This window comes from Clostridium sp. DFI.5.61 (assembly GCF_024462915.1).
GTDB classification, from domain to species: Bacteria; Bacillota; Clostridia; order Oscillospirales; family Oscillospiraceae; genus Lawsonibacter; species Lawsonibacter asaccharolyticus.
In genome coordinates, this window is the sequence record NZ_JANGBZ010000024.1 from 21566 (window position 1) to 39471 (window position 17906).

General features: G+C 63.5%; 16 protein-coding genes. 8 read left to right on the forward strand and 8 right to left on the reverse strand.

Features of this window, described 5'->3' with window-relative positions; genetic code table 11:
* The gene (locus NE584_RS11850; protein WP_256182889.1) at positions 1 to 1230 is read left to right on the forward strand and encodes a pyridoxal phosphate-dependent aminotransferase; all 1230 of its coding nucleotides are present in this window, start codon (positions 1 to 3) and stop codon (positions 1228 to 1230) included.
* 68 nt (positions 1231 to 1298) lie between these two features.
* Here the strand turns inward: NE584_RS11850 and NE584_RS11855 are convergent, their stop codons facing one another.
* On the reverse strand, positions 1299 to 2216 hold the full coding sequence (locus tag NE584_RS11855) for an NAD(P)/FAD-dependent oxidoreductase (protein ID WP_256182890.1): 918 nt from the start codon (positions 2214 to 2216) through the stop codon (positions 1299 to 1301).
* Between the two features lie 126 nt (positions 2217 to 2342).
* Positions 2343 to 4718, reverse strand: a complete 2376-nt coding sequence (locus NE584_RS11860) for a ribonucleoside triphosphate reductase (protein WP_256182896.1) — start codon at positions 4716 to 4718, stop codon at positions 2343 to 2345.
* Positions 4719 to 4813: 95 nt separating this feature from the next.
* Here NE584_RS11860 and NE584_RS11865 point away from each other — a divergent pair, with 95 nt between their 5' ends.
* Positions 4814 to 5557, forward strand: coding sequence for a bifunctional 5,10-methylenetetrahydrofolate dehydrogenase/5,10-methenyltetrahydrofolate cyclohydrolase (locus NE584_RS11865; RefSeq protein ID WP_256182891.1), 744 nt, complete (start codon positions 4814 to 4816; stop codon positions 5555 to 5557).
* A gap of 144 nt (positions 5558 to 5701) precedes the next feature.
* Positions 5702 to 6112: a hypothetical protein gene (locus tag NE584_RS11870; protein ID WP_077138763.1), complete on the forward strand. Its 411-nt coding sequence runs from the start codon at positions 5702 to 5704 to the stop codon at positions 6110 to 6112.
* A 55-nt stretch (positions 6113 to 6167) separates the two neighbouring features.
* Here the strand turns inward: NE584_RS11870 and NE584_RS11875 are convergent, their stop codons facing one another.
* Positions 6168 to 7487 carry a Na+/H+ antiporter NhaC family protein gene (locus NE584_RS11875; RefSeq protein ID WP_050624714.1) on the reverse strand — a complete coding sequence of 440 codons (1320 nt, stop codon included), beginning with the start codon at positions 7485 to 7487 and terminating at the stop codon, positions 6168 to 6170.
* Between the two features lie 124 nt (positions 7488 to 7611).
* Here NE584_RS11875 and NE584_RS11880 point away from each other — a divergent pair, with 124 nt between their 5' ends.
* The gene (locus NE584_RS11880; RefSeq protein ID WP_050624715.1) at positions 7612 to 8409 is read left to right on the forward strand and encodes an N-acetylmuramoyl-L-alanine amidase family protein; all 798 of its coding nucleotides are present in this window, start codon (positions 7612 to 7614) and stop codon (positions 8407 to 8409) included.
* Positions 8410 to 8470: 61 nt separating this feature from the next.
* Here the strand turns inward: NE584_RS11880 and NE584_RS11885 are convergent, their stop codons facing one another.
* From NE584_RS11885 to asd, 5 genes are all read right to left on the reverse strand, one after another.
* Complete coding sequence (locus NE584_RS11885) at positions 8471 to 8839, reverse strand: desulfoferrodoxin family protein (protein ID WP_050624716.1); 369 nt, start codon at positions 8837 to 8839, stop codon at positions 8471 to 8473.
* A 113-nt stretch (positions 8840 to 8952) separates the two neighbouring features.
* Positions 8953 to 9315 (reverse strand): DUF2500 family protein, encoded by a 363-nt coding sequence (locus tag NE584_RS11890; protein WP_108981268.1) that lies wholly within the window; start codon positions 9313 to 9315, stop codon positions 8953 to 8955.
* A gap of 102 nt (positions 9316 to 9417) precedes the next feature.
* Positions 9418 to 10173: a 4-hydroxy-tetrahydrodipicolinate reductase gene (gene dapB / locus NE584_RS11895; protein WP_256182892.1), complete on the reverse strand. Its 756-nt coding sequence runs from the start codon at positions 10171 to 10173 to the stop codon at positions 9418 to 9420.
* A gap of 9 nt (positions 10174 to 10182) precedes the next feature.
* Positions 10183 to 11070: a 4-hydroxy-tetrahydrodipicolinate synthase gene (dapA, locus tag NE584_RS11900; RefSeq protein ID WP_050624719.1), complete on the reverse strand. Its 888-nt coding sequence runs from the start codon at positions 11068 to 11070 to the stop codon at positions 10183 to 10185.
* Between the two features lie 190 nt (positions 11071 to 11260).
* Entirely contained in the window at positions 11261 to 12337 is a 1077-nt protein-coding gene (gene asd / locus NE584_RS11905; protein ID WP_256182893.1) for an aspartate-semialdehyde dehydrogenase, read from the reverse strand.
* Positions 12338 to 12570: 233 nt separating this feature from the next.
* Here asd and NE584_RS11910 point away from each other — a divergent pair, with 233 nt between their 5' ends.
* The 4 genes from NE584_RS11910 to dpaL form a co-directional block, all read left to right on the forward strand.
* The gene (locus NE584_RS11910; RefSeq protein WP_050624721.1) at positions 12571 to 14325 is read left to right on the forward strand and encodes a SpoIID/LytB domain-containing protein; all 1755 of its coding nucleotides are present in this window, start codon (positions 12571 to 12573) and stop codon (positions 14323 to 14325) included.
* 24 nt (positions 14326 to 14349) lie between these two features.
* The gene (gene queA / locus NE584_RS11915) at positions 14350 to 15402 is read left to right on the forward strand and encodes a tRNA preQ1(34) S-adenosylmethionine ribosyltransferase-isomerase QueA (RefSeq protein WP_256182894.1); all 1053 of its coding nucleotides are present in this window, start codon (positions 14350 to 14352) and stop codon (positions 15400 to 15402) included.
* A 78-nt stretch (positions 15403 to 15480) separates the two neighbouring features.
* A complete protein-coding gene (gene tgt, locus NE584_RS11920; protein WP_050624723.1) occupies positions 15481 to 16614 on the forward strand; it encodes a tRNA guanosine(34) transglycosylase Tgt in 1134 nt (377 codons plus the stop codon).
* 38 nt (positions 16615 to 16652) lie between these two features.
* A partial coding sequence (gene dpaL / locus NE584_RS11925; RefSeq protein ID WP_256182895.1) for a diaminopropionate ammonia-lyase occupies positions 16653 to 17906 on the forward strand: 1254 nt, incomplete at its 3' end.

Here is a 17906-nt window from a genome sequence, read left to right on the forward strand (position 1 = left end):
ATGAGCATAAGAGACAAGATGCGGCCCCTGTTCCGTACCCTGGACGGCGGCCTGTTTTCTGAAAAAGCGGGAAAGGCAGACGTGGGAGATGCGGTGTCCAAGCTCCAAGCGGAGGGCGGCACCCTGATGTGCTGGGCGGACCCTTTCTATCCAGACCGGGTGATCCCACAGAAGGTACTGGAGCGCAGCGTGGAGGTCATCCAGCAGGGGGTGGCCTGCCACTATACCCCGCCCATCGGCAATGCGGACCTGAAAGAGGTCATTGCGAAAAAAATCGAGCGGGACAACCACATCAAAGTAAACCCCCAGCGGAACATCATCATCAATCCCGGCTCTGACGTGGGTTTGTATTTTGCTATGACCCCCTTTATTGAGCCGGGAGACGAGGTGCTGGTCCACGACCCCAGCTATCCAAGCAATTTCCTGGACCCCCAGCTGCTCAACGGCGTGGTGGTGAAGGTGCCCACCTATGAGGAGGACAACTACCGCCTGCGGGTGGAGGAGTATGAGAAGCGGCTGACGCCCAAGACGAAGATGGTGCTGCTCTCCTCCCCCAACAACCCCACCGGCCGGGTGTTCACCCGGGAGGAGCTGACAGAGCTGTCCCAGTTCATCATCAAGCATGACCTGATCTGTGTCTGCGATCAGGCCTTTGAGGATACCGCGTTTCCGGGACATGAGATGGTCACCATGGCCTCACTGCCCGGCATGTGGGAGCGCACGGTCACAGTCTGTTCCTGCTCCAAGGGCATGGCCCTGAGCGGCTACCGGGTGGGCTATATCTTCGCGGATGATGTGATCATGGACACCATGTACGCCACTGCGGTGAATATCCAGGGTGCGGCCAATACCATGGTCCAGATGGCCATGATCCCCGCCTATGAGGACACATCCTTCATTCAGGACTATGTGGCGGAGCAGGACTTCCGCCGCCGCTATGCCTATGAGAAATTCAATGCGGTGCCCGGAGTATCCATGCCCCTGATGGAGTCGGGCTTCTATGGCTGGGTCAATGTCAGCCGCTTGGGAGACTCCAGCGAGATCACCGCCTATCTGGCGGAGGAGGCCAAGACGCTGGTCAACGACGGAAAATTTTACGGAGACCAGGGAGCCGGCCACCTGCGCATCATCTACGGTGTGTTCGCTGACCGACAGAAGAGCCTGGACGGGATCGACCGTCTGTGCGAGGCTCTGGCCAAGCGGGCCGCCCAGCTGGGCATCACAGAATAAGAAAGAGATCTCCCTCCCTGCCGGTGTCTCCGGCGGGGAGGGAGATCTGTGTTTTGGAGGGTGAAGATTCAGCCTTGTCCGTCCTCTACGAACCGGGCGGCGGCCAGGCCGGCCACCGCGCCGTCGCCCACAGCGGTGGCAAGCTGGCGCACCTCCTTGGCCCGGCAGTCCCCGGCCACAAAGACGCCGGGGAGGCGGGTGCGGCAGTCCTCACCGGAGCGGAAATAGCCCTCCTCGTCCAGCTCCAGCTGAGCCCGGAAGGGGGCGGTGCCGGGGACCCGCCCCACGGCGGCGAACACCCCGTCCAGGGGGAGCTCCAGGGTCTGTCCGGTGGAGGCCTGGCGGACCCTCAGACCGGTGAGCCTGCCCTCCGCCTGGAGCAGGGCCTGCGGTGTATAGCCCAGCAGCAGGCGGATATTGTCCCGGGTCCGTACCCGCTCCGCCAGCTTTGGACTGCCCCGGAACTCCAGCCGGCGGTGGATCAGGGTCACCCGGCGGCACACGCCGGAAAGGAACAGGGCCTCCTGCAGGGCGGTGTCCCCGCCCCCCACGATGGCGGTGTCCCGGCCCTGATAGAAGGGGCCGTCACACACGGCGCAGTAGGATACCCCCTGTCCGGTGAGGGCCTCCTCCCCCTCCAGGCCCAGAGGGCGGTGCCGGGTGCCAGGGGCGAGGATCAGGGCGCGGCAGTGGAGGGGGCCGCCGTCGGTCTCCACGGCAAAGCCCCCCTCCTCCGGGCGGAAGCCCAGCACCTGGGCATAGTCCAGCTCCACCCCCTGCTCCTCCGCCTGGCGGGTGAGGGCCTCAGAGAGCTGGAGGCCGCTGACGCCGGGCAGGCCGGGGTAGTTCTCCACCAGGGGGGAGAAGTTGATCTGTCCGCCGGGAGCGGCCTCCTCCAGGACCAGCACGGAGCGGCCGGCCCGGACGGCGTACAGGGCGGCAGTGAGGCCGGCGGGGCCGCCCCCCGCCACGATGATATCAGTCATAAGGGTCCTCTCTCCTTTGAAAAAGCGGCTCCAGGAGACCCGGAGCCGCTCTCTTTTCCTGATGTCCCGATCCGTCTCAGTGCCCCCGCCGCCGCAAGGGGGAGGGAACTTGGGATCAAGGCGCGGTCAGCCTACTTCCCGGGCCCGGTGCTCCTCCGCGAACCGCTTGATGGGGCCCAGTCCGGTGATGCTCTCCCCCTGGACCACCAGGGTGGGGGCCTGACGCACCCCGTACCGGGTGGTCAGGTCGGGAGACTCCTCTGCCACCACCTTCTGATAGGGCACTCCCGCCCTCTGGAGCAGGGCCTCCGCCTGACGGCAGTTGGGGCAGGTACGGGTGGTGAACAGCAGGGACTCCCCGCCGGACGCCTGGGGGGCGCCCTCCTGGGAGAAGGTCACCTGGCTGCCGGCCCGGCCCGCCTTCCGCAGGTGGGAGGCGGTGAGGTCATATACCTTCCGGTCCTTGAACTCCTGGGTCTTGCCGTCATTCCAGTTCTGCACCGGCCGGTAGTAACCGGTGATGCGGCTGTACACCTCCGCAGGCTTGCCGCAGATGGGGCAGGTGTGCTGCTCCCCAGACAGATAGCCGTGGTCGGCGCACACGGAGTAGGTGGGGGACATGGTATAGTAGGGCAGCTTATAGTTCTCTGCGATCTTCCGCACCAGCTCCGCCGCCGCCTTCCAGTCAGGCAGCTTCTCCCCCAGGAAGGCGTGGAACACGGTGCCGGAGGTGTAGAGGGTCTGAAGCTCGTCCTGCACGTCCAGAGCGGAGAAGATGTCCTCGGTGTAGCCTACGGGCAGGTGGGAGGAGTTGGTGTAGTAGGGAGTTCCGTTCTCGTTGGCGGTGATGATGTCAGGAAACTCCTCCTTGTCGTGCTTGGCAAAGCGGTAGGTGGTGGACTCGGCGGGGGTGGCCTCCAGGTTGTAGAGGTCGCCGTACTGCTCCTGATAGTCGCTCAGCCGCTCCCGCATGTGATTGAGCACGTCTTTGGTGAACTGCTGGGTCTCCTTGTGGGTCAGGTCGGCCCGGAGCCACCCGGCGTTCAGTCCCACCTCGTTCATACCGATGAGGCCGATGGTGGAGAAGTGGTTGTCAAAGGTCCCCAGATAGCGCTTGGTATAGGGGTAGAGCCCCGCCTCCAGCAGCTTGGTGATGACGGTGCGCTTGGTCTTGAGGGACCGGGCGGCGATGTCCATCAGCTTGTCCAGCCGCTGGTAGAAGTCGGACTCGTCCTTGGCCAGATAGGCGATGCGGGGCAGGTTGATGGTGACCACCCCCACGCTCCCGGTGGACTCGCCGGAGCCGAAGAAGCCGCCGGACTTTTTCCGCAGCTCCCGCAGGTCCAGGCGCAGACGGCAGCACATGGAGCGCACGTCGGAGGGCTCCATGTCGGAGTTGATGTAGTTGGAGAAGTAAGGGGTGCCGTACTTGGCGGTCATCTCAAACAGGAGCTTGTTGTTCTCCGTCTCAGACCAGTCGAAGTCCCGGGTGATGGAGTAGGTGGGGATGGGGTACTGGAAGCCCCGTCCGTTGGCGTCGCCCTCGATCATGATCTCGATGAACGCCTTGTTCACCATGTCCATCTCGGCCTTGCAGTCCCCGTAGGTGAAGTCCATCTCCCTGCCCCCCACGATGGCGGGCAGGTTCTCCAGATCCTTGGGCACGGTCCAGTCCAGGGTGATGTTGGAGAAGGGAGCCTGGGTGCCCCAGCGGCTGGGGGTGTTCACCCCGTAGACGAAGGACTGGATGCACTGCTTGACCTCTTTCTGAGTCAAGTGATCCACCTTGACAAAGGGAGCCAGATAGGTGTCAAAGGAGGAGAACGCCTGGGCCCCTGCCCACTCGTTCTGCATGATGCCCAGGAAGTTGACCATCTGGTTGCACAGGGTAGACAGGTGACTGGCCGGGGAGGAGGTGATCTTCCCCGGGATGCCCCCCAGCCCCTCCTGGATAAGCTGCTTCAGAGACCAGCCGGCGCAGTAGCCGGTGAGCATGGACAGGTCGTGGATATGGATCTCGGCATTGCGGTGGGCGTTGGCCACCTCCTGGTCGTAGATCTCGCTGAGCCAGTAGTTGGCGGTGATGGCGCCGGAGTTGGACAGGATGAGCCCGCCCACCGAGTAGGTGACGGTGGAGTTCTCCTTCACCCGCCAGTCGTTGATCTGGAGGTAGTTGTCCACCAGCTCCCGGTAGTTGAGCAGGGTGGAGTTGACATTGCGCACCTTCTCCCGCTGCTTCCGGTAGAGGATGTAGGCCTTGGCCACATCGGCGTAGCCCGCCTCGGACAGCACCTTTTCCACGCTGTCCTGGATGTCCTCCACCGCGATGCGGCCGTCCCGGATCTTGGGCTCGAAGTCGGCGGTGACCCGCAGAGCCAGCATGTCGATCACGCTGGGATGATACTGCTTTTCCAGCGCCTCAAAGGCTTTGGTAATGGCGGCGCTGATCTTGCCGATCTCAAATTGGGCGGCGGTGCCGTCCCGCTTGGTCACCTGATACATCACACGGTCCCTCCACATTCTTCAGTCCCGGGGGGGGGGGGGGGGGGGGGGGGGGGGCGGGCGGGCGGCGCGCCCCCCCCCCCCCCGGCCGGGCCGTGATCCTGGTAGGGGACGACCCCGCCAGCCAGGTCTACGCGGATGGAAAGAAGCGGGACTGTGCCCAGTGCGGGATATACAGTGAGGAATACATCCTGCCGGCGGAGACAGGACAGGAGGAGCTGATGCTGCTCATTGAAACGCTGAACGGACGCAGCGACATCGACGGCATCCTGATCCAGCTGCCCCTGCCGGCCCATTTGAATGAGCGGGCGGTCCTGTCTGTGGTCAGGCCCGACAAGGATGTGGACTGCTTCCACCCCTTCAACGTGGGGGAGCTGATGATCGGGGAGAAGGGCTTTTATCCCTGCACCCCGGCCAGCGTGATGCGTCTGCTCGCGGAATACGGCGTGGAGCTGTCGGGGAAAAGCTGCGTGATCGTGGGGCGCTCCAATATCGTGGGCAAGCCGCTGGCTATGCTGATGCTGCGGGAGAACGCCACGGTCACCATCTGCCACACCAAGACGGAGTACCTGAAAAAGGAGTGCAGCCGGGCGGACATCCTGATCTCCGCCGCTGGACAGGCCGGCCTCATCACTGGAGACATGGTGAAGGAGGGGGCCGTGGTGGTGGATGTGGCAGTGAACCGCCGGGCGGACGGGACCCTGTGCGGCGACGTGGTATTTGAGGAGGCGGCCGGACGGGCGTCGTACATCACCCCGGTTCCGGGGGGCGTTGGGCCGCTGACCCGGGCCATGCTGATGAAGAACACACTGTACGCAGCGGTGATCCACGGAAAATAGATCCGGAAGCGGGCGGAGAGGGGGAGTCATCTCCCACCTCTCCGCCCGTCCTTTTTACTGTAAAAAAGATGGGGAAATGATTGACGGACCAGATGGCTATCCCATATACTGGTCTTACATAAAATCGTGCTGCGGGAGGGCCGTATGAGAACAAAAGTAAGGACAAGACTGCTGAAGTTTACCATGGCGATGGAGATCGTGATGGCGATCACCATCCTGGGGGCGATCCTGGCCAGCATTGCACTGCTGATCTGCGGCTCGGTGGAGAAGTTCTGCTGCCAGTGGGAGTCCTTCTCCATTGACGCATTTATGGCAAATGCGTTCCTCATCGTCATGGGGATCGAGTTTGTAAAGATGCTGATGCTGCATACCTACGGGGCGGTGATCGATGTGCTGCTGTTCGCCATCGCCCGGCAGATGATCATCAGCCATGAGGAACCCATGCAGACGCTGATGAGCGTGGGGGCGGTGGCCGGGATCTTTGCCATCAAGAAATATCTCTACACCGGGGAGCGGTGGGAGTCCGGACAGAAGGACCGGCCATGCAGCAAGTAAAAAACCGGCGGCTCTGGGAGGAGACCCAGAGCCGCCGGCCTTTCTTTTTTAGGGATCACTTCCGCTTCCGGTCTGGCCAGAAGAGGATGAAGACCAGGGCACACACCGCCATAAGATAGCAGTAGAACATGTAGGGCATAATCTTGACGGCAGAGACCCCCGTCCCTGCGGAGGCGTAGAGCAGCTGCGCACCATAGGGCAGGATGCCCTGCATCACCGAGGCAAAGATATCCAGGAGGGAGGCGGATCGCCGGGGGTCGATGTGGTACTCCTGGCTGATGTCCTTAGCGATGGAGCCGGTCATCACGATGGCAACTGTGTTATTGGCGGTGGCTACATCCACCGCGGCCACCAGTCCGGCGATGCCCAGCTGGGCACCCCGCTTGGAGTTGGCGCGGCGGTGGACGAAGTCGATGAGCCACTGGATGCCGCCATATTCCCGCACCAGGGCGCCGATACAGGCCACGACGATGGAGATGACAGTGATGTCATACATGGCGGTGATGCCCGTCCCCATCACAGAGAAGATCTGGGTCCAGGGAAAGGCGCCGGAGGCCACGCCCACGATCAGGCTCAGCACAGCGCCGATGGTCAGGATCAGGAACACGTTGACGCCGGCCACGGCCCCCACCAGGACCACCAGATAGGGCAGGACCTTCCAGACGCTGTATGTGCCGATCTCCGGCTGGCCGCTGCCGCCCCAGGTGAGGGCGATGAAGATCACCAGGGTGAGGATGGCTGCAGGCAGGACGATGAAGAAGTTCATGCGGAACTTGTCCTTCATTTCACAGCCCTGGGTGCGGACCGCGGCGATGGTGGTGTCGGAGATCATGGAGAGGTTGTCACCGAACATGGCGCCCGAGGCCACCGCCGCGATGCACAGGACCACCTCGAAGCCGGTGGCTTCGCTCATGGAGACGGCGAAGGGGGCCAGGGCGGAGATGGTGCCCACCGAGGTGCCCATGGAGATGGACACGAAGCAGGAGATCAAGAACAGGCCCGCCACCGCGAACTGGCTGGGCAGGTAGTCCAGGAACAGATAGACCGTGCTGTCGGCGCCGCCGGCGGCCTGGACCGCGCCGGAAAAGGCGCCTGCGGCCAGAAAGACCAGGCACATGGTGAGGATGTTCTCATCCGCCACCCCGTTGGCCATTACCTTCAGCTTGGCGTTGAAGTCCAGGGCCCGGTTCTGGACGCAGGCTACGAACAGGGCGATGAGGAAGGCCACGATGGCCGGGGTCTGATAGAAGCCCATCTCGATCTTGAGCCCATACTCGAACAGCAGGCCGCAGCCCAAATAGAGGACCAGGAACACCAGGATGGGGAGCAGGGCGGCGGCATTGCCCCGCTTCTGCGCCGGATTGAGTTCTCCCATAGGAAGGGACCCCCTTTTTCTTTCTCTTTTGACCTTTCTATTTTAGAGGAGTTGGGAGAGGGTGTCAATAGAAAAGGAGGCGGCATAGGATGGAACAGCCTTTGTATGGACAGAGGAGGGAGCCATGGAACTGAAGCTGAGTCAGGAGTTCCTGACAGAGAATGACTGTTACCAGGCCGGGCGGAAGATCGTACCCAAGGGGATCATGGTCCACTCCACCGGCGTGGCGCAGCCGGACCCGCAGGTGTTCATCCGCCGCTGGAACAAGCCCGGGGTGGAGGTGTGCGTCCACGCCTTCGTGGCCCGGGATGAGGTCATCCAGACCCTGCCCTGGAACTGGCGGGGCTGGCACGCAGGCTCGGGAAAAAACGGCAGCGCCAACAATACCCACATCTCCTTTGAGTGCTGTGAGCCAGCCGGGCACACCTATCAGAACGGAAAGATGGTGGGCTATGATGTGGAGAAGAACGAGGCATATTTTCAGGACATCTACCGCAACGCCGTGGAGCTGTCCGCCATGCTGTGCCGCCAGTACCGCCTGGACCCCATGGAGCCGGGCGTGATCCTGGACCACGCCGGCGGCCACGCCCTGGGGATCGCCAGCAACCACAGCGATGTGGGCCAGTGGTGGCCGCTGCACGGGAAGACCATGGATGACTTCAGGCGGGCCGTGAGGGATGCGATGAGAGGAGGAGAGGAGACGGTGACACAGGAACAGTTTGATGCCATGATGGCGGATTATCTGGCCCGCAGAGGCCGAGAGAAGCCCTCTGACTGGTCTGAGAACGCCCGCCGCTGGGCGGAGGAGGCCGGACTGGTCTCCGGGGACAGCGCTGGGATGCGCTATCGGGACTTCACCACCCGGGAGGAGACCATCCAGTTCCTTTACCGCTACCAGCAGGTGACGGAAGGGAAGCCATAACGGAGAAAGAGCCCCCTCCGCCGGAAGAGCCGGCAGAGGGGGCTTCTGGTCATGGTGTCGCTCAGGCTCTCCAGAGCCCGTGAAGATTGCAATAGGCGTAAGCGGCCTTGACCCGGTCGCCGGGGGCGAGGGCAAATTTGACCTCCGGGGCCTGACCTGGCTCCAGGTATTTGATTTGACAGCCCTCGGTGGTCTCCAGGGCCACCCACTGGATATAGTGCTCGGGGATCATGGGATGGGGGGCGGAGCCCACCTTGACATCCACCATGCTGCCCTCTACGGTGACCACAGGGACATGCTTCTCCTGAGCCGCGTCGGTGGAATCGGGGACGAGTTCGGTCATCTTCTGCCCGCAGCACATGACGGGCACGCCGCTGGACTGGAGAAAGGTGACGATATTCCCGCAGTGCTCACAGATGTAGAACTTCATAGGATGCTGCCTCCTTTGCAATGGGGAGCCCGTGATTTTCCGGCCGGGATGTGCCGGAAGAGCTCAGCACTATTATACCCAAAATACAGGGAAATAGCAACAGGATCTTAGTGTTACGAGCCGTGTATCCGCCACAGCTGATGCCGCTCCGCCACCGGGTCCACGGCGATCAGCTCCCCGTCCCGGGTGAAGGAGATGAACCGCCCGCCCTGATGGCACAGGGTGCCCCGGTCCCCCTTGGAGAGATAGTACCAGATGTCCGGCGGGACCTGGCAGGTCACCACAGTGTCCCGGCAGGGGACATGGAAATAGAGGTAGTAGGAGGAGCCAGCGCGGGAGTGGCAGTTCTCCTTGGCGTGGACCCGGGCCTCTTCGGCCCGGACAGGCTCCCCTCTGGAGGAGTCCTGAAGGTTGTGCAGATGGAAGATGATCAAACTGATGCACAGGGCGGCCAGTACTGCCGCAGCGACAGCCATATCCTGCCTCCTTCCTCCAAAGGCCTGAGGTACAAGACCAGCATAACAGAAAAAAGCGCAAAAAACAACCTTCCACCGGAGTGGAAGGCTGTTTTTTCTGACTTACCGGATGAGGCTGCTCATATCGTACAGGCCGGGTGCCTTCACACCGGCCATAAACTTGGCCGCCTCCACGGCGCCCTGGGCGAAGATCTCCCGGGAGAGGGCAGTGTGGCGGATCTCCATGACCTCGTCGTGGCCGGCAAAGATGATCTCGTGCTCCCCCACGATGGTGCCGCCCCGGACCGCGGAGATGCCGATCTCCTTCTTGTCACGGGGATGGCGGACGCTGTGGCGCTCGAAGACGTACTCCGTCTCGTGGCCGCAGGCCCCCGCCGCCGCGTCGGCGATCATCAGGGCAGTGCCGCTGGGAGCGTCCACCTTCCGGCGGTGATGGCGCTCCACGATCTCGATGTCATAGCTGTCCCCCAGCACAGAGGCCGCCTTTTTCACCAGCTCCAGCAGTACATTGATCCCCAGGGACATGTTGGCGGAGCGGAAAATGGGCACCTCCAGGGCAGCGGCGCCGATTTGGGCCACCTGCTCAGGGGTGTAGCCGGTGGTGGCCAGCACCAGAGGGGTCCCGGTGGCCCGGGCGAAGTCCAGCAGGCCATCCAGGGCGGCGGGGGAGGAGAAGTCGATGACCGCGTCCGCCTCCCCGCTGAACTGGGCAGGGGAGGAGAAGACGGGAAAGTCCCGGTCGGAGGAGCCCAGGATATCGAAGCCGGCCGCCACCTGCACCTGGGGGTCGGCGGCGCACAGGGACTCCACCACCCGGCCCATGTGGCCGCTGCATCCGGAGATGATGATCTTTTGCATGGCGGCTCCTTACAGCAGGCCCATGCGGCCCATGGCCTGGCGCAGCGTCTCCAGATTCTTGTGGGAGATGTCGCACAGGGGCAGACGCAGGGAACCGGCCTCCATGCCCATCAGGTTCATGGCTGCCTTGATGGGGATGGGGTTGACCTCGATGAACAGGGCGTCGATCAGGTCCATATAGGCGATCTGAAGCTTGGAGGCATCCTCAAACTGTCCCTCCAGGCACAGGTGGGACATCTTGACCATGACCTCGGGGATGATGTTGCTGGCCACCGAGATGACCCCCTTGGCACCCAGGGACATCATAGGGACCACCTGGTCGTCGTTGCCGGACCAGATGTAGAAGTCATCGGGGCAGAGGAACCGGGTGTGGGCCAGCAGGGAGAAGTTGCCGGAGGCCTCCTTCACGCCGTTGATCTTGGGATTCTGAGCCAGCACCTTGTAGGACTCGGCGGTAAAGGAGACCCCGGTGCGGCTGGGCACGTTGTAGAGGATCATGGGCAGCTCGATGCGCTCCGCGATGTACTCATAGTGCTTGATGAGGCCGGTCTGGCTGGCCTTGTTGTAGTAGGGGGTCACCAGCAGGCAGGCGTCGGCGCCGGAGTCCTGGGCGTGCTGGGACAGGTAGACGGCGGCGGAGGTGTCGTTGCTGCCCGTGCCGGCGATGACTTTGACCCGGTGGTCCACCCGCTTGACGCAGAATTCCACCGCGGCGATGTGCTCCCGGATGGACATGGTGGCTGACTCGCCGGTGGTACCGCACACGCAGACCGCATCCACGCCGGCGGCGATCTGGGCGTCGATCAGCTTGCCGAAGGCGTCGTAGTTGATATTGCCGTTCTGGTCAAAGGGTGTAGCCAGGGCGGGGCAGGAGCCGGTAAATACGGGTGTTCTCATAAAACAGCATCCCTTCTGATTGAGAGTGGAAGAGTGAAGCGTGGAACACGGAGGCGGCCCATGCAGGGGACGTCTCTGCGCCCCTTCACTCAGAGGAATTGACGGCCGTAAAAGCGCTTCGGATGGAGAGACAGCGAAAGGGACCGCAGAGGCGGGGCCCTTCCTGCGTCATGTTTTTCTCAGTTATCCGTTAAATATACCCTTCCGCGCACAGCAGCTCGGCCAGCAGGACCGCGCCGCCGGCGGCGCCGCGCAGGGTGTTGTGGGACAGGCCCACGAACTTGTAGTCGTACTGGGTATCGGGGCGCAGACGGCCCAGGGAGATGGCCATGCCGCCCTCCAGATCCCGGTCCAGTCTGGCCTGGGGACGGTCGGGCTCCTCAAAATAGTGGAGGAACTGCTTGGGGGCGGAGGGGAGCTCCAGCTCCTGGGCCCGGCCCTTGAAGTTCTTCCAGGTCTCCCTGATCTCCTCCATAGAGGGCTTATTGCGGAAGGTGACGAACACGGCGGCGGTGTGGCCGTCGGAGACGGGGACCCGCAGGCACTGGGCAGTGATGGCGGGTCCGGCGGCCTTGACGATCTTGCCGTCCTCCACCTTGCCCCAGACCTTCAGGGGCTCCTGCTCGCTCTTCTCCTCCTCGCCGCCGATGTAGGGGATCAGATTATCCACCATCTCGGGCCAGCGCTCAAAGGTCTTGCCCGCACCGGAGATGGCCTGATAGGTGCAAACCAGGACCTTCTCGATGCCGAACTGCATCAGGGGATGCAGGGCAGGGGCATAGGACTGGATGGAGCAGTTGGATTTGACGGCGATGAAGCCGCGCCGGGTGCCCAGGCGGGCGCGCTGTGCTGGGATGACCGCCAGATGCTCCGGGTTCATCTCGGGCACCACCATGGGCACGTCGTCGGTCCAGCGGTGGGCGGAGTTGTTGGAGACCACCGGCACCTCGGCCTTGGCGTAGGTCTCCTCCAGGGCGCGGATCTCCTCCTTCTTCATATCCACGGCACAGAAGACGAAGTCTACCATGCCGGCGATCTTTTCCACGTCGGCGGAGGCGTCCAGCACCACCAGGTCCTTGGCCTGCTGGGGGATGGGAGTCTTCATGGCCCAGCGGCCGGAGACGGCCTGCTCATAGGTCTTGCCGGCGGAACGGGGGCTGGCGGCGATGGCGGTGAGCTGGAACCAGGGGTGGTCCTCCATCAGGGTGACGAAGCGCTGCCCCACCATGCCGGTGCCGCCGATGATGCCTACTTTGTACTTTTTCATGTTCAGGTTCCTTTCATGGCGGCTCGTGCCGCAGATTTGGACTTTGCGGAAAAGGGAAAAAACAGAGGTTGCCAATCAGGGCCGGAGTCAGTATAATAGACGACAAGAAGTACAGGGATCTGACGGGACCGGCCTGTTTCCCTCCTATTTTTAATTAGTATCTATGATAGCATGATGAGAAATCAGTGTCAACAAATTGCGTGTTGACGCTTTTGTGAGAAATGGAGCCCAGTATGAGAAAAAAACTGTTGAAATTTTTAGCGCTGTCTCTTGCATTTGTCCTGTGCGTCCCCACGGCCGGGGCGGCCCGGCGGGGGGAGGAGATGGTCCGGGTGGGCCTGGCCTACGGCAGCGGCGCCCTGGTGGGGGCCAACCTGGAGAACAACACGGGCTACGGCTCCGGCTACCGCTTCGGCTACTTTGACGAGGACCTGCGGTTCGAGGAGCTGGGGGAGACCGACGAGAAAGAGACCCAGATCACCGTGCTGAAAGCCCAGAACACCTGGTTCTACTATGACAGGAGCAGCGGAAAATATATCTACTCCAACTCGGACAACGGGGGCACTGTGGTGGGCTGCTTCCACCTGCTCATCGACTCCTTCCGGCGCTTTGACGACGCGGCGGAGGAGGCAGAGGAGTACGACGGCGGCTTCGTGGCCTGGATCGACGGGGAATATCAGGTCCGGGTGGGAGCCTACCTCTCCAAGGAGGACGCCCTGGACGCCGCCGATGAGCTGGGCGAAGGGGAGGTCGTGGGGACCAGCGCCTATGCCGTCACAGTGATCCAGACGGGGACCGACCGGGTCCTGTTCCAGTTTGACGGGGGAGAGGACCTGGCCCTGGGCATCATGCCGGACGTGACCGGCGAGGATGAGGTGCGGACCTGGTTCCAGGGGTACAAGTACCACGGCGGCTTCCGCTATGAGCGCATCGGCGGCGGAGACCTGACGGTGGTCAGCGTGGTGGACATGGAGACCTACATCAAGGGGGTGATCCCCTTTGAGATGAGCAACGACTGGCCCCTGGAGGCGCTGAAGGCCCAGGCCATCTGCGCCAGGAGCTATGCCTACAACAACATCTCTCAGAACAAGCACAGCGCCCACCACTTCGACGTGTGCAGTTCCACGGACTGCCAGGTCTACCGGGGGGCCGGCTCCAACGTCAGCAGCTATCAGTCCACAGACCGCACTGACCGGGCGGTGGAGGAGACAGCGGGGGAGTACGCCCTCTATGACGGCACGGTGATCGAGGCGTTCTACTCCTCCAGCCACGGCGGGGCCAGCGAGGACGTGTACAACGTCTGGGGCTCCTCCCGGGAGAAATATCCCTACCTGTGCGGGGTGGAGGACCCCTATGAGCAGGATGTGGCCAGCCTGAATTCCTACTCCTCCTGGACCGTGCGCTATACGGCCTCGGAGCTGACCAGCCTGCTCCAGAAATGGGGGGGCGTGAACGCCTCGGTGGAGTCGCTGACCCTGACCTACTCGGACCTGGGCAACGTGATCCAGGTGAAGGTCAATTATACCAACGGGGAGAGCAGCACCATCCGCCAGCGGAGCACTGACCTGCGCAATCTGTTCGGCCTGCCCTCCATCCGCTTCACCATCAACGGGGCGGAGGCGGAGCCCGGTTCCCCCTCCGGCGGGAGCCTGAGCGGGGAAGGGCTGAGCGGCAGGAGCCGCCTCTACACCATCAGCGGAACAGGAGCCCTGAGCCGGGAGGACCGGGATGACCTGTATGTCATCTCCGGGGCGGGGTCCATCGACCGGATGGGAGAGCAGACGGGGAGCTCCGGAGGAGACACAGGCGCTGTGGCGGGCACCGAGGTCACGGTGAGCGGCAGCCAGTATGTATTCCAGGGCTCCGGCTGGGGCCACCAGCTGGGCATGAGTCAGTACGGTGCCTACGCCATGGCGGAGCGGGGATTCGACTACGACGAGATCGTGGAATTCTATTTCCCGGGGGTCGAGGTCGATGCCCTGGACTAAGAGAAAAGAGGACAAGGAAGTACATTGAAGACATCTGATTTTGATTTTGAACTGCCGGAGGAGCTGATCGCCCAGACTCCACTGGAGCGCAGGGATGCTTCCCGCCTGCTGACGCTGGACAAGTACACGGGCGAAACGGGCCACCACCATTTCTATGAGCTCCCCCGGTTTTTGAGACCAGGGGACTGCCTGGTGCTCAACGACTCCCGGGTACTGCCCGCCCGGCTGATCGGCCGCCGGTCCACCGGCGGCGCCTGCGAAGTGCTGCTCCTCATCGACAGGGGGGAGGGCCTGTGGGAGTGTCTGGTCCGGCCGGGGCGGAAGATGAAGCCCGGCGCTCAGCTCTCCTTCGGGGAGGGGAAGCTCACCGCCACGGTGGAGGCGGAGCTGCCCGGCGGGAACCGGCTGGTCCGCTTCCACTACCAGGGGATCTTTCTGGAGATCCTGGAGGAGCTGGGCCGGATGCCTCTGCCCCCCTATATCAAGGCGGAGCTCCAGGACAACGAGCGGTATCAGACCGTCTACTCCAAAGTGCTGGGGTCCGCCGCCGCTCCCACCGCCGGCCTGCACTTCACGCCGGAGCTGCTGCGCCAGGTGGAGGAGATGGGGGGCAGGCTGTGCTATGTGACGCTCCATGTGGGGCTGGGGACCTTCCGCCCGGTGAAGGAGGAGGAGATCACCGACCATGAGATGCACTCCGAGTACTGCATGGTCCCCGGGGAGACCGCCCGGATCATCAACGAGACCCGGAAGAACGGGGGGCGGGTGATCTGTGTGGGCACCACCTCCTGCCGCACGGTGGAGAGCTTTGCAGCGGAGGACGGGACCATGGAGGAGTCTGCCGGCTGGACGAACATTTTCATCTATCCCGGCTACCGCTTCAAAGTGCTGGACGGGCTGATCACCAATTTCCACCTGCCGGAGTCTACGCTGATCATGCTGGTCTCCGCCCTGGCAGGCCGGGAGCACGTGCTGGCCGCCTACCGGGAGGCGGTGCGGGAGCGATACCGGTTTTTCTCCTTCGGAGACGCGATGCTGATCGCGGACTTCAAAGAGCAGGAAAGGGAAAAGGGCTGACAGAAAGCTGCGGGCTTTTTCCGGCGGATCAAAGGCCCCGCCCCGGCGGGGAACAAGATACGGTAAAGGAGTTTTTTTGTGTTTCAGATCCTGAAGACGGAGGGCAGGGCCAGGCGTGGCGTGTTCACCTGCGCCCATGGAACTGCCCAGACCCCTGTTTTTATGAATGTCGGGACCCAGGGGGCCATCAAGGGGGCGGTCTCCTCCCACGACCTGAAGACGCTGGGCTGTCAGATCGAGCTGTCCAACACCTACCACCTCCACCTGCGGCCGGGAGACGGGGTGGTGCGGCAGCTGGGCGGACTGCACCGGTTTATGGACTGGGATGGCCCCATCCTCACCGACAGCGGCGGATTTCAGGTCTTTTCTCTGTCCGGCCTGCGTAAGATAACGGAGGAGGGCGTCACCTTCGCCTCCCATATCGACGGACGTCGGATCTTCATGGGACCGGAGGAGTCCATGCAGATCCAGTCTAATCTGGGCAGCGACATCGCCATGGCCTTTGACGAGTGCATCGAGAACCCCGCCCCCTTCGACTACGTGGAGGCCTCCTGTGCCCGGACCTACCGCTGGCTGGAGCGCTGCGTGGCGGAGCACCAGCGGCTGAACCGGCAGCCCGGCTGTGTCAATCCCCAGCAGATGCTCTTCGGCATCAACCAAGGCGGGACCTACCCGGAGCTGCGGGTGCGGCACATGGAGCAGATCGCCCAGCTGCCCTGTGACGGCTTCGCCATCGGGGGGCTGGCGGTGGGGGAGCCCACGCAGACCATGTACGACATCATCGACGCGGTGGAGCCCCATATGCCCCGGGAGAAGCCCCGCTACCTCATGGGGGTGGGGACCCCCTCCAACATCATCGAGGGCGTGGCCCGTGGCATCGACTTCTTCGACTGCGTCATGCCCGCCCGGAACGCCCGCCACGGCAAGCTCTTCACCTGGGAGGGCACCATCAACATCAAGAATGAGAAGTATAAGCTGGATGACCGCCCCATCGACCCCGCCTGCACCTGCCCCACCTGTGCCGCCTTCTCCCGGGCCTATGTCCGCCATCTGCTGGCGGCGGGGGAGATGCTGGCCATGCGGCTGGCTGTCATGCACAACCTGCATTTCTATAACGAGCTGATGGCCCGCATCCGGCAGGCCCTGGACGAGGGGCGCTTTGAGGCATTCCGGGCGGAATACAGCGAAAAGCTGGGGAGACCGGCGCCCTGAGGATACGCCGGGAATGAGATCGAACAGGAGTGAATCGCATGGAACACTTTGCATCTGTCCTGCGCCCGCGGGGGCAGCGTCCCGGGGCCGACCTGACCCTGACCAGTCCCGGGGAGGCGGAGAAGGCCCGCCGCTTCCACAGCGGCCTGCCAGGCTATGCCCCCACTCCGCTGGTATCCCTGGACGGCCTGGCCCACAGTCTGGGCGTGTCCAAGATCTGGATCAAGGATGAGTCCAAGCGGTTCGGCCTCAACGCCTTCAAGGCGCTGGGCGGGAGCTATGCCATGGCCCGGTGTCTGTCGGAAAAGCTGGGGAAGCCCTTGGAGGAGATGAGCTTTGAGGAGCTGTGCGCCCCCGCCGCCCGCCGGGCGCTGGGGGACATCACCTTCGTCACTGCCACCGACGGAAACCACGGCCGCGGAGTGGCCTGGGCGGCCCGGCTGCTGGGCCAGAAGGCGGTGGTCTACATGCCCAAGGGGAGCGCGGCGGAGCGGCTGGAGAACATCCGCGCCCAGGGCGCCCAGGCGGAGATCACCGAGTATAACTATGATGACGCGGTCCGCCTGGCGAACCGGATGGCGGAGGAGCACGGCTGGATCTTGATCCAGGACACAGCCTGGCCGGGCTATGAGGAGATCCCCGCTCATATCATGCAGGGCTATACCACTTTGGCCGCCGAGACCCTCCAGCAGCTGGAGGAGCAGGGGGCGGAGAGGCCCACCCATCTGTTTCTCCAGGCGGGGGTGGGCAGCTTCGCCGGTGCGGCGCTGGGCTTCTTTACCTCCGTATGGGGGGAGGAGCGGCCGGTCACCGCCATCGTGGAGCCAGACCGGGCCGACTGCCTGTTCCGCACCGCCCAGGCCGACGACGGGGCGCTGCACTTCGTCACCGGGGACATGGACAGCATGATGGCGGGTCTGTGCTGCGGAGAGCCCTGCACCATCAGCTGGAAGATCATCGATGCCTACGCGGATGCCTTCCTGTCCTGCGGGGACGGATACGCCGCCCGGGGAATGCGTCTGCTGGCCCGGCCGGAGGAGGGCGACCCGGCGGTGGTGTCCGGGGAGTCCGGCGCAGTGACAGCCGGGGTGCTGGATGCCCTGATGCGGGGAGACGCCCCGTCAGAGGTGCGGCAGGCGCTGGGCCTGAACGAGTCCTCCCGGGTGCTCCTGGTGAGCACCGAGGGGGACACCGACCAGGAAAATTACCAGCGGATCATCAACGGGGAGGACTCGTTCAGGCCCCGCGCCTGCCGCACCTCTGACGGGGCGTCTCCCCGCAGCAGGGCAGCC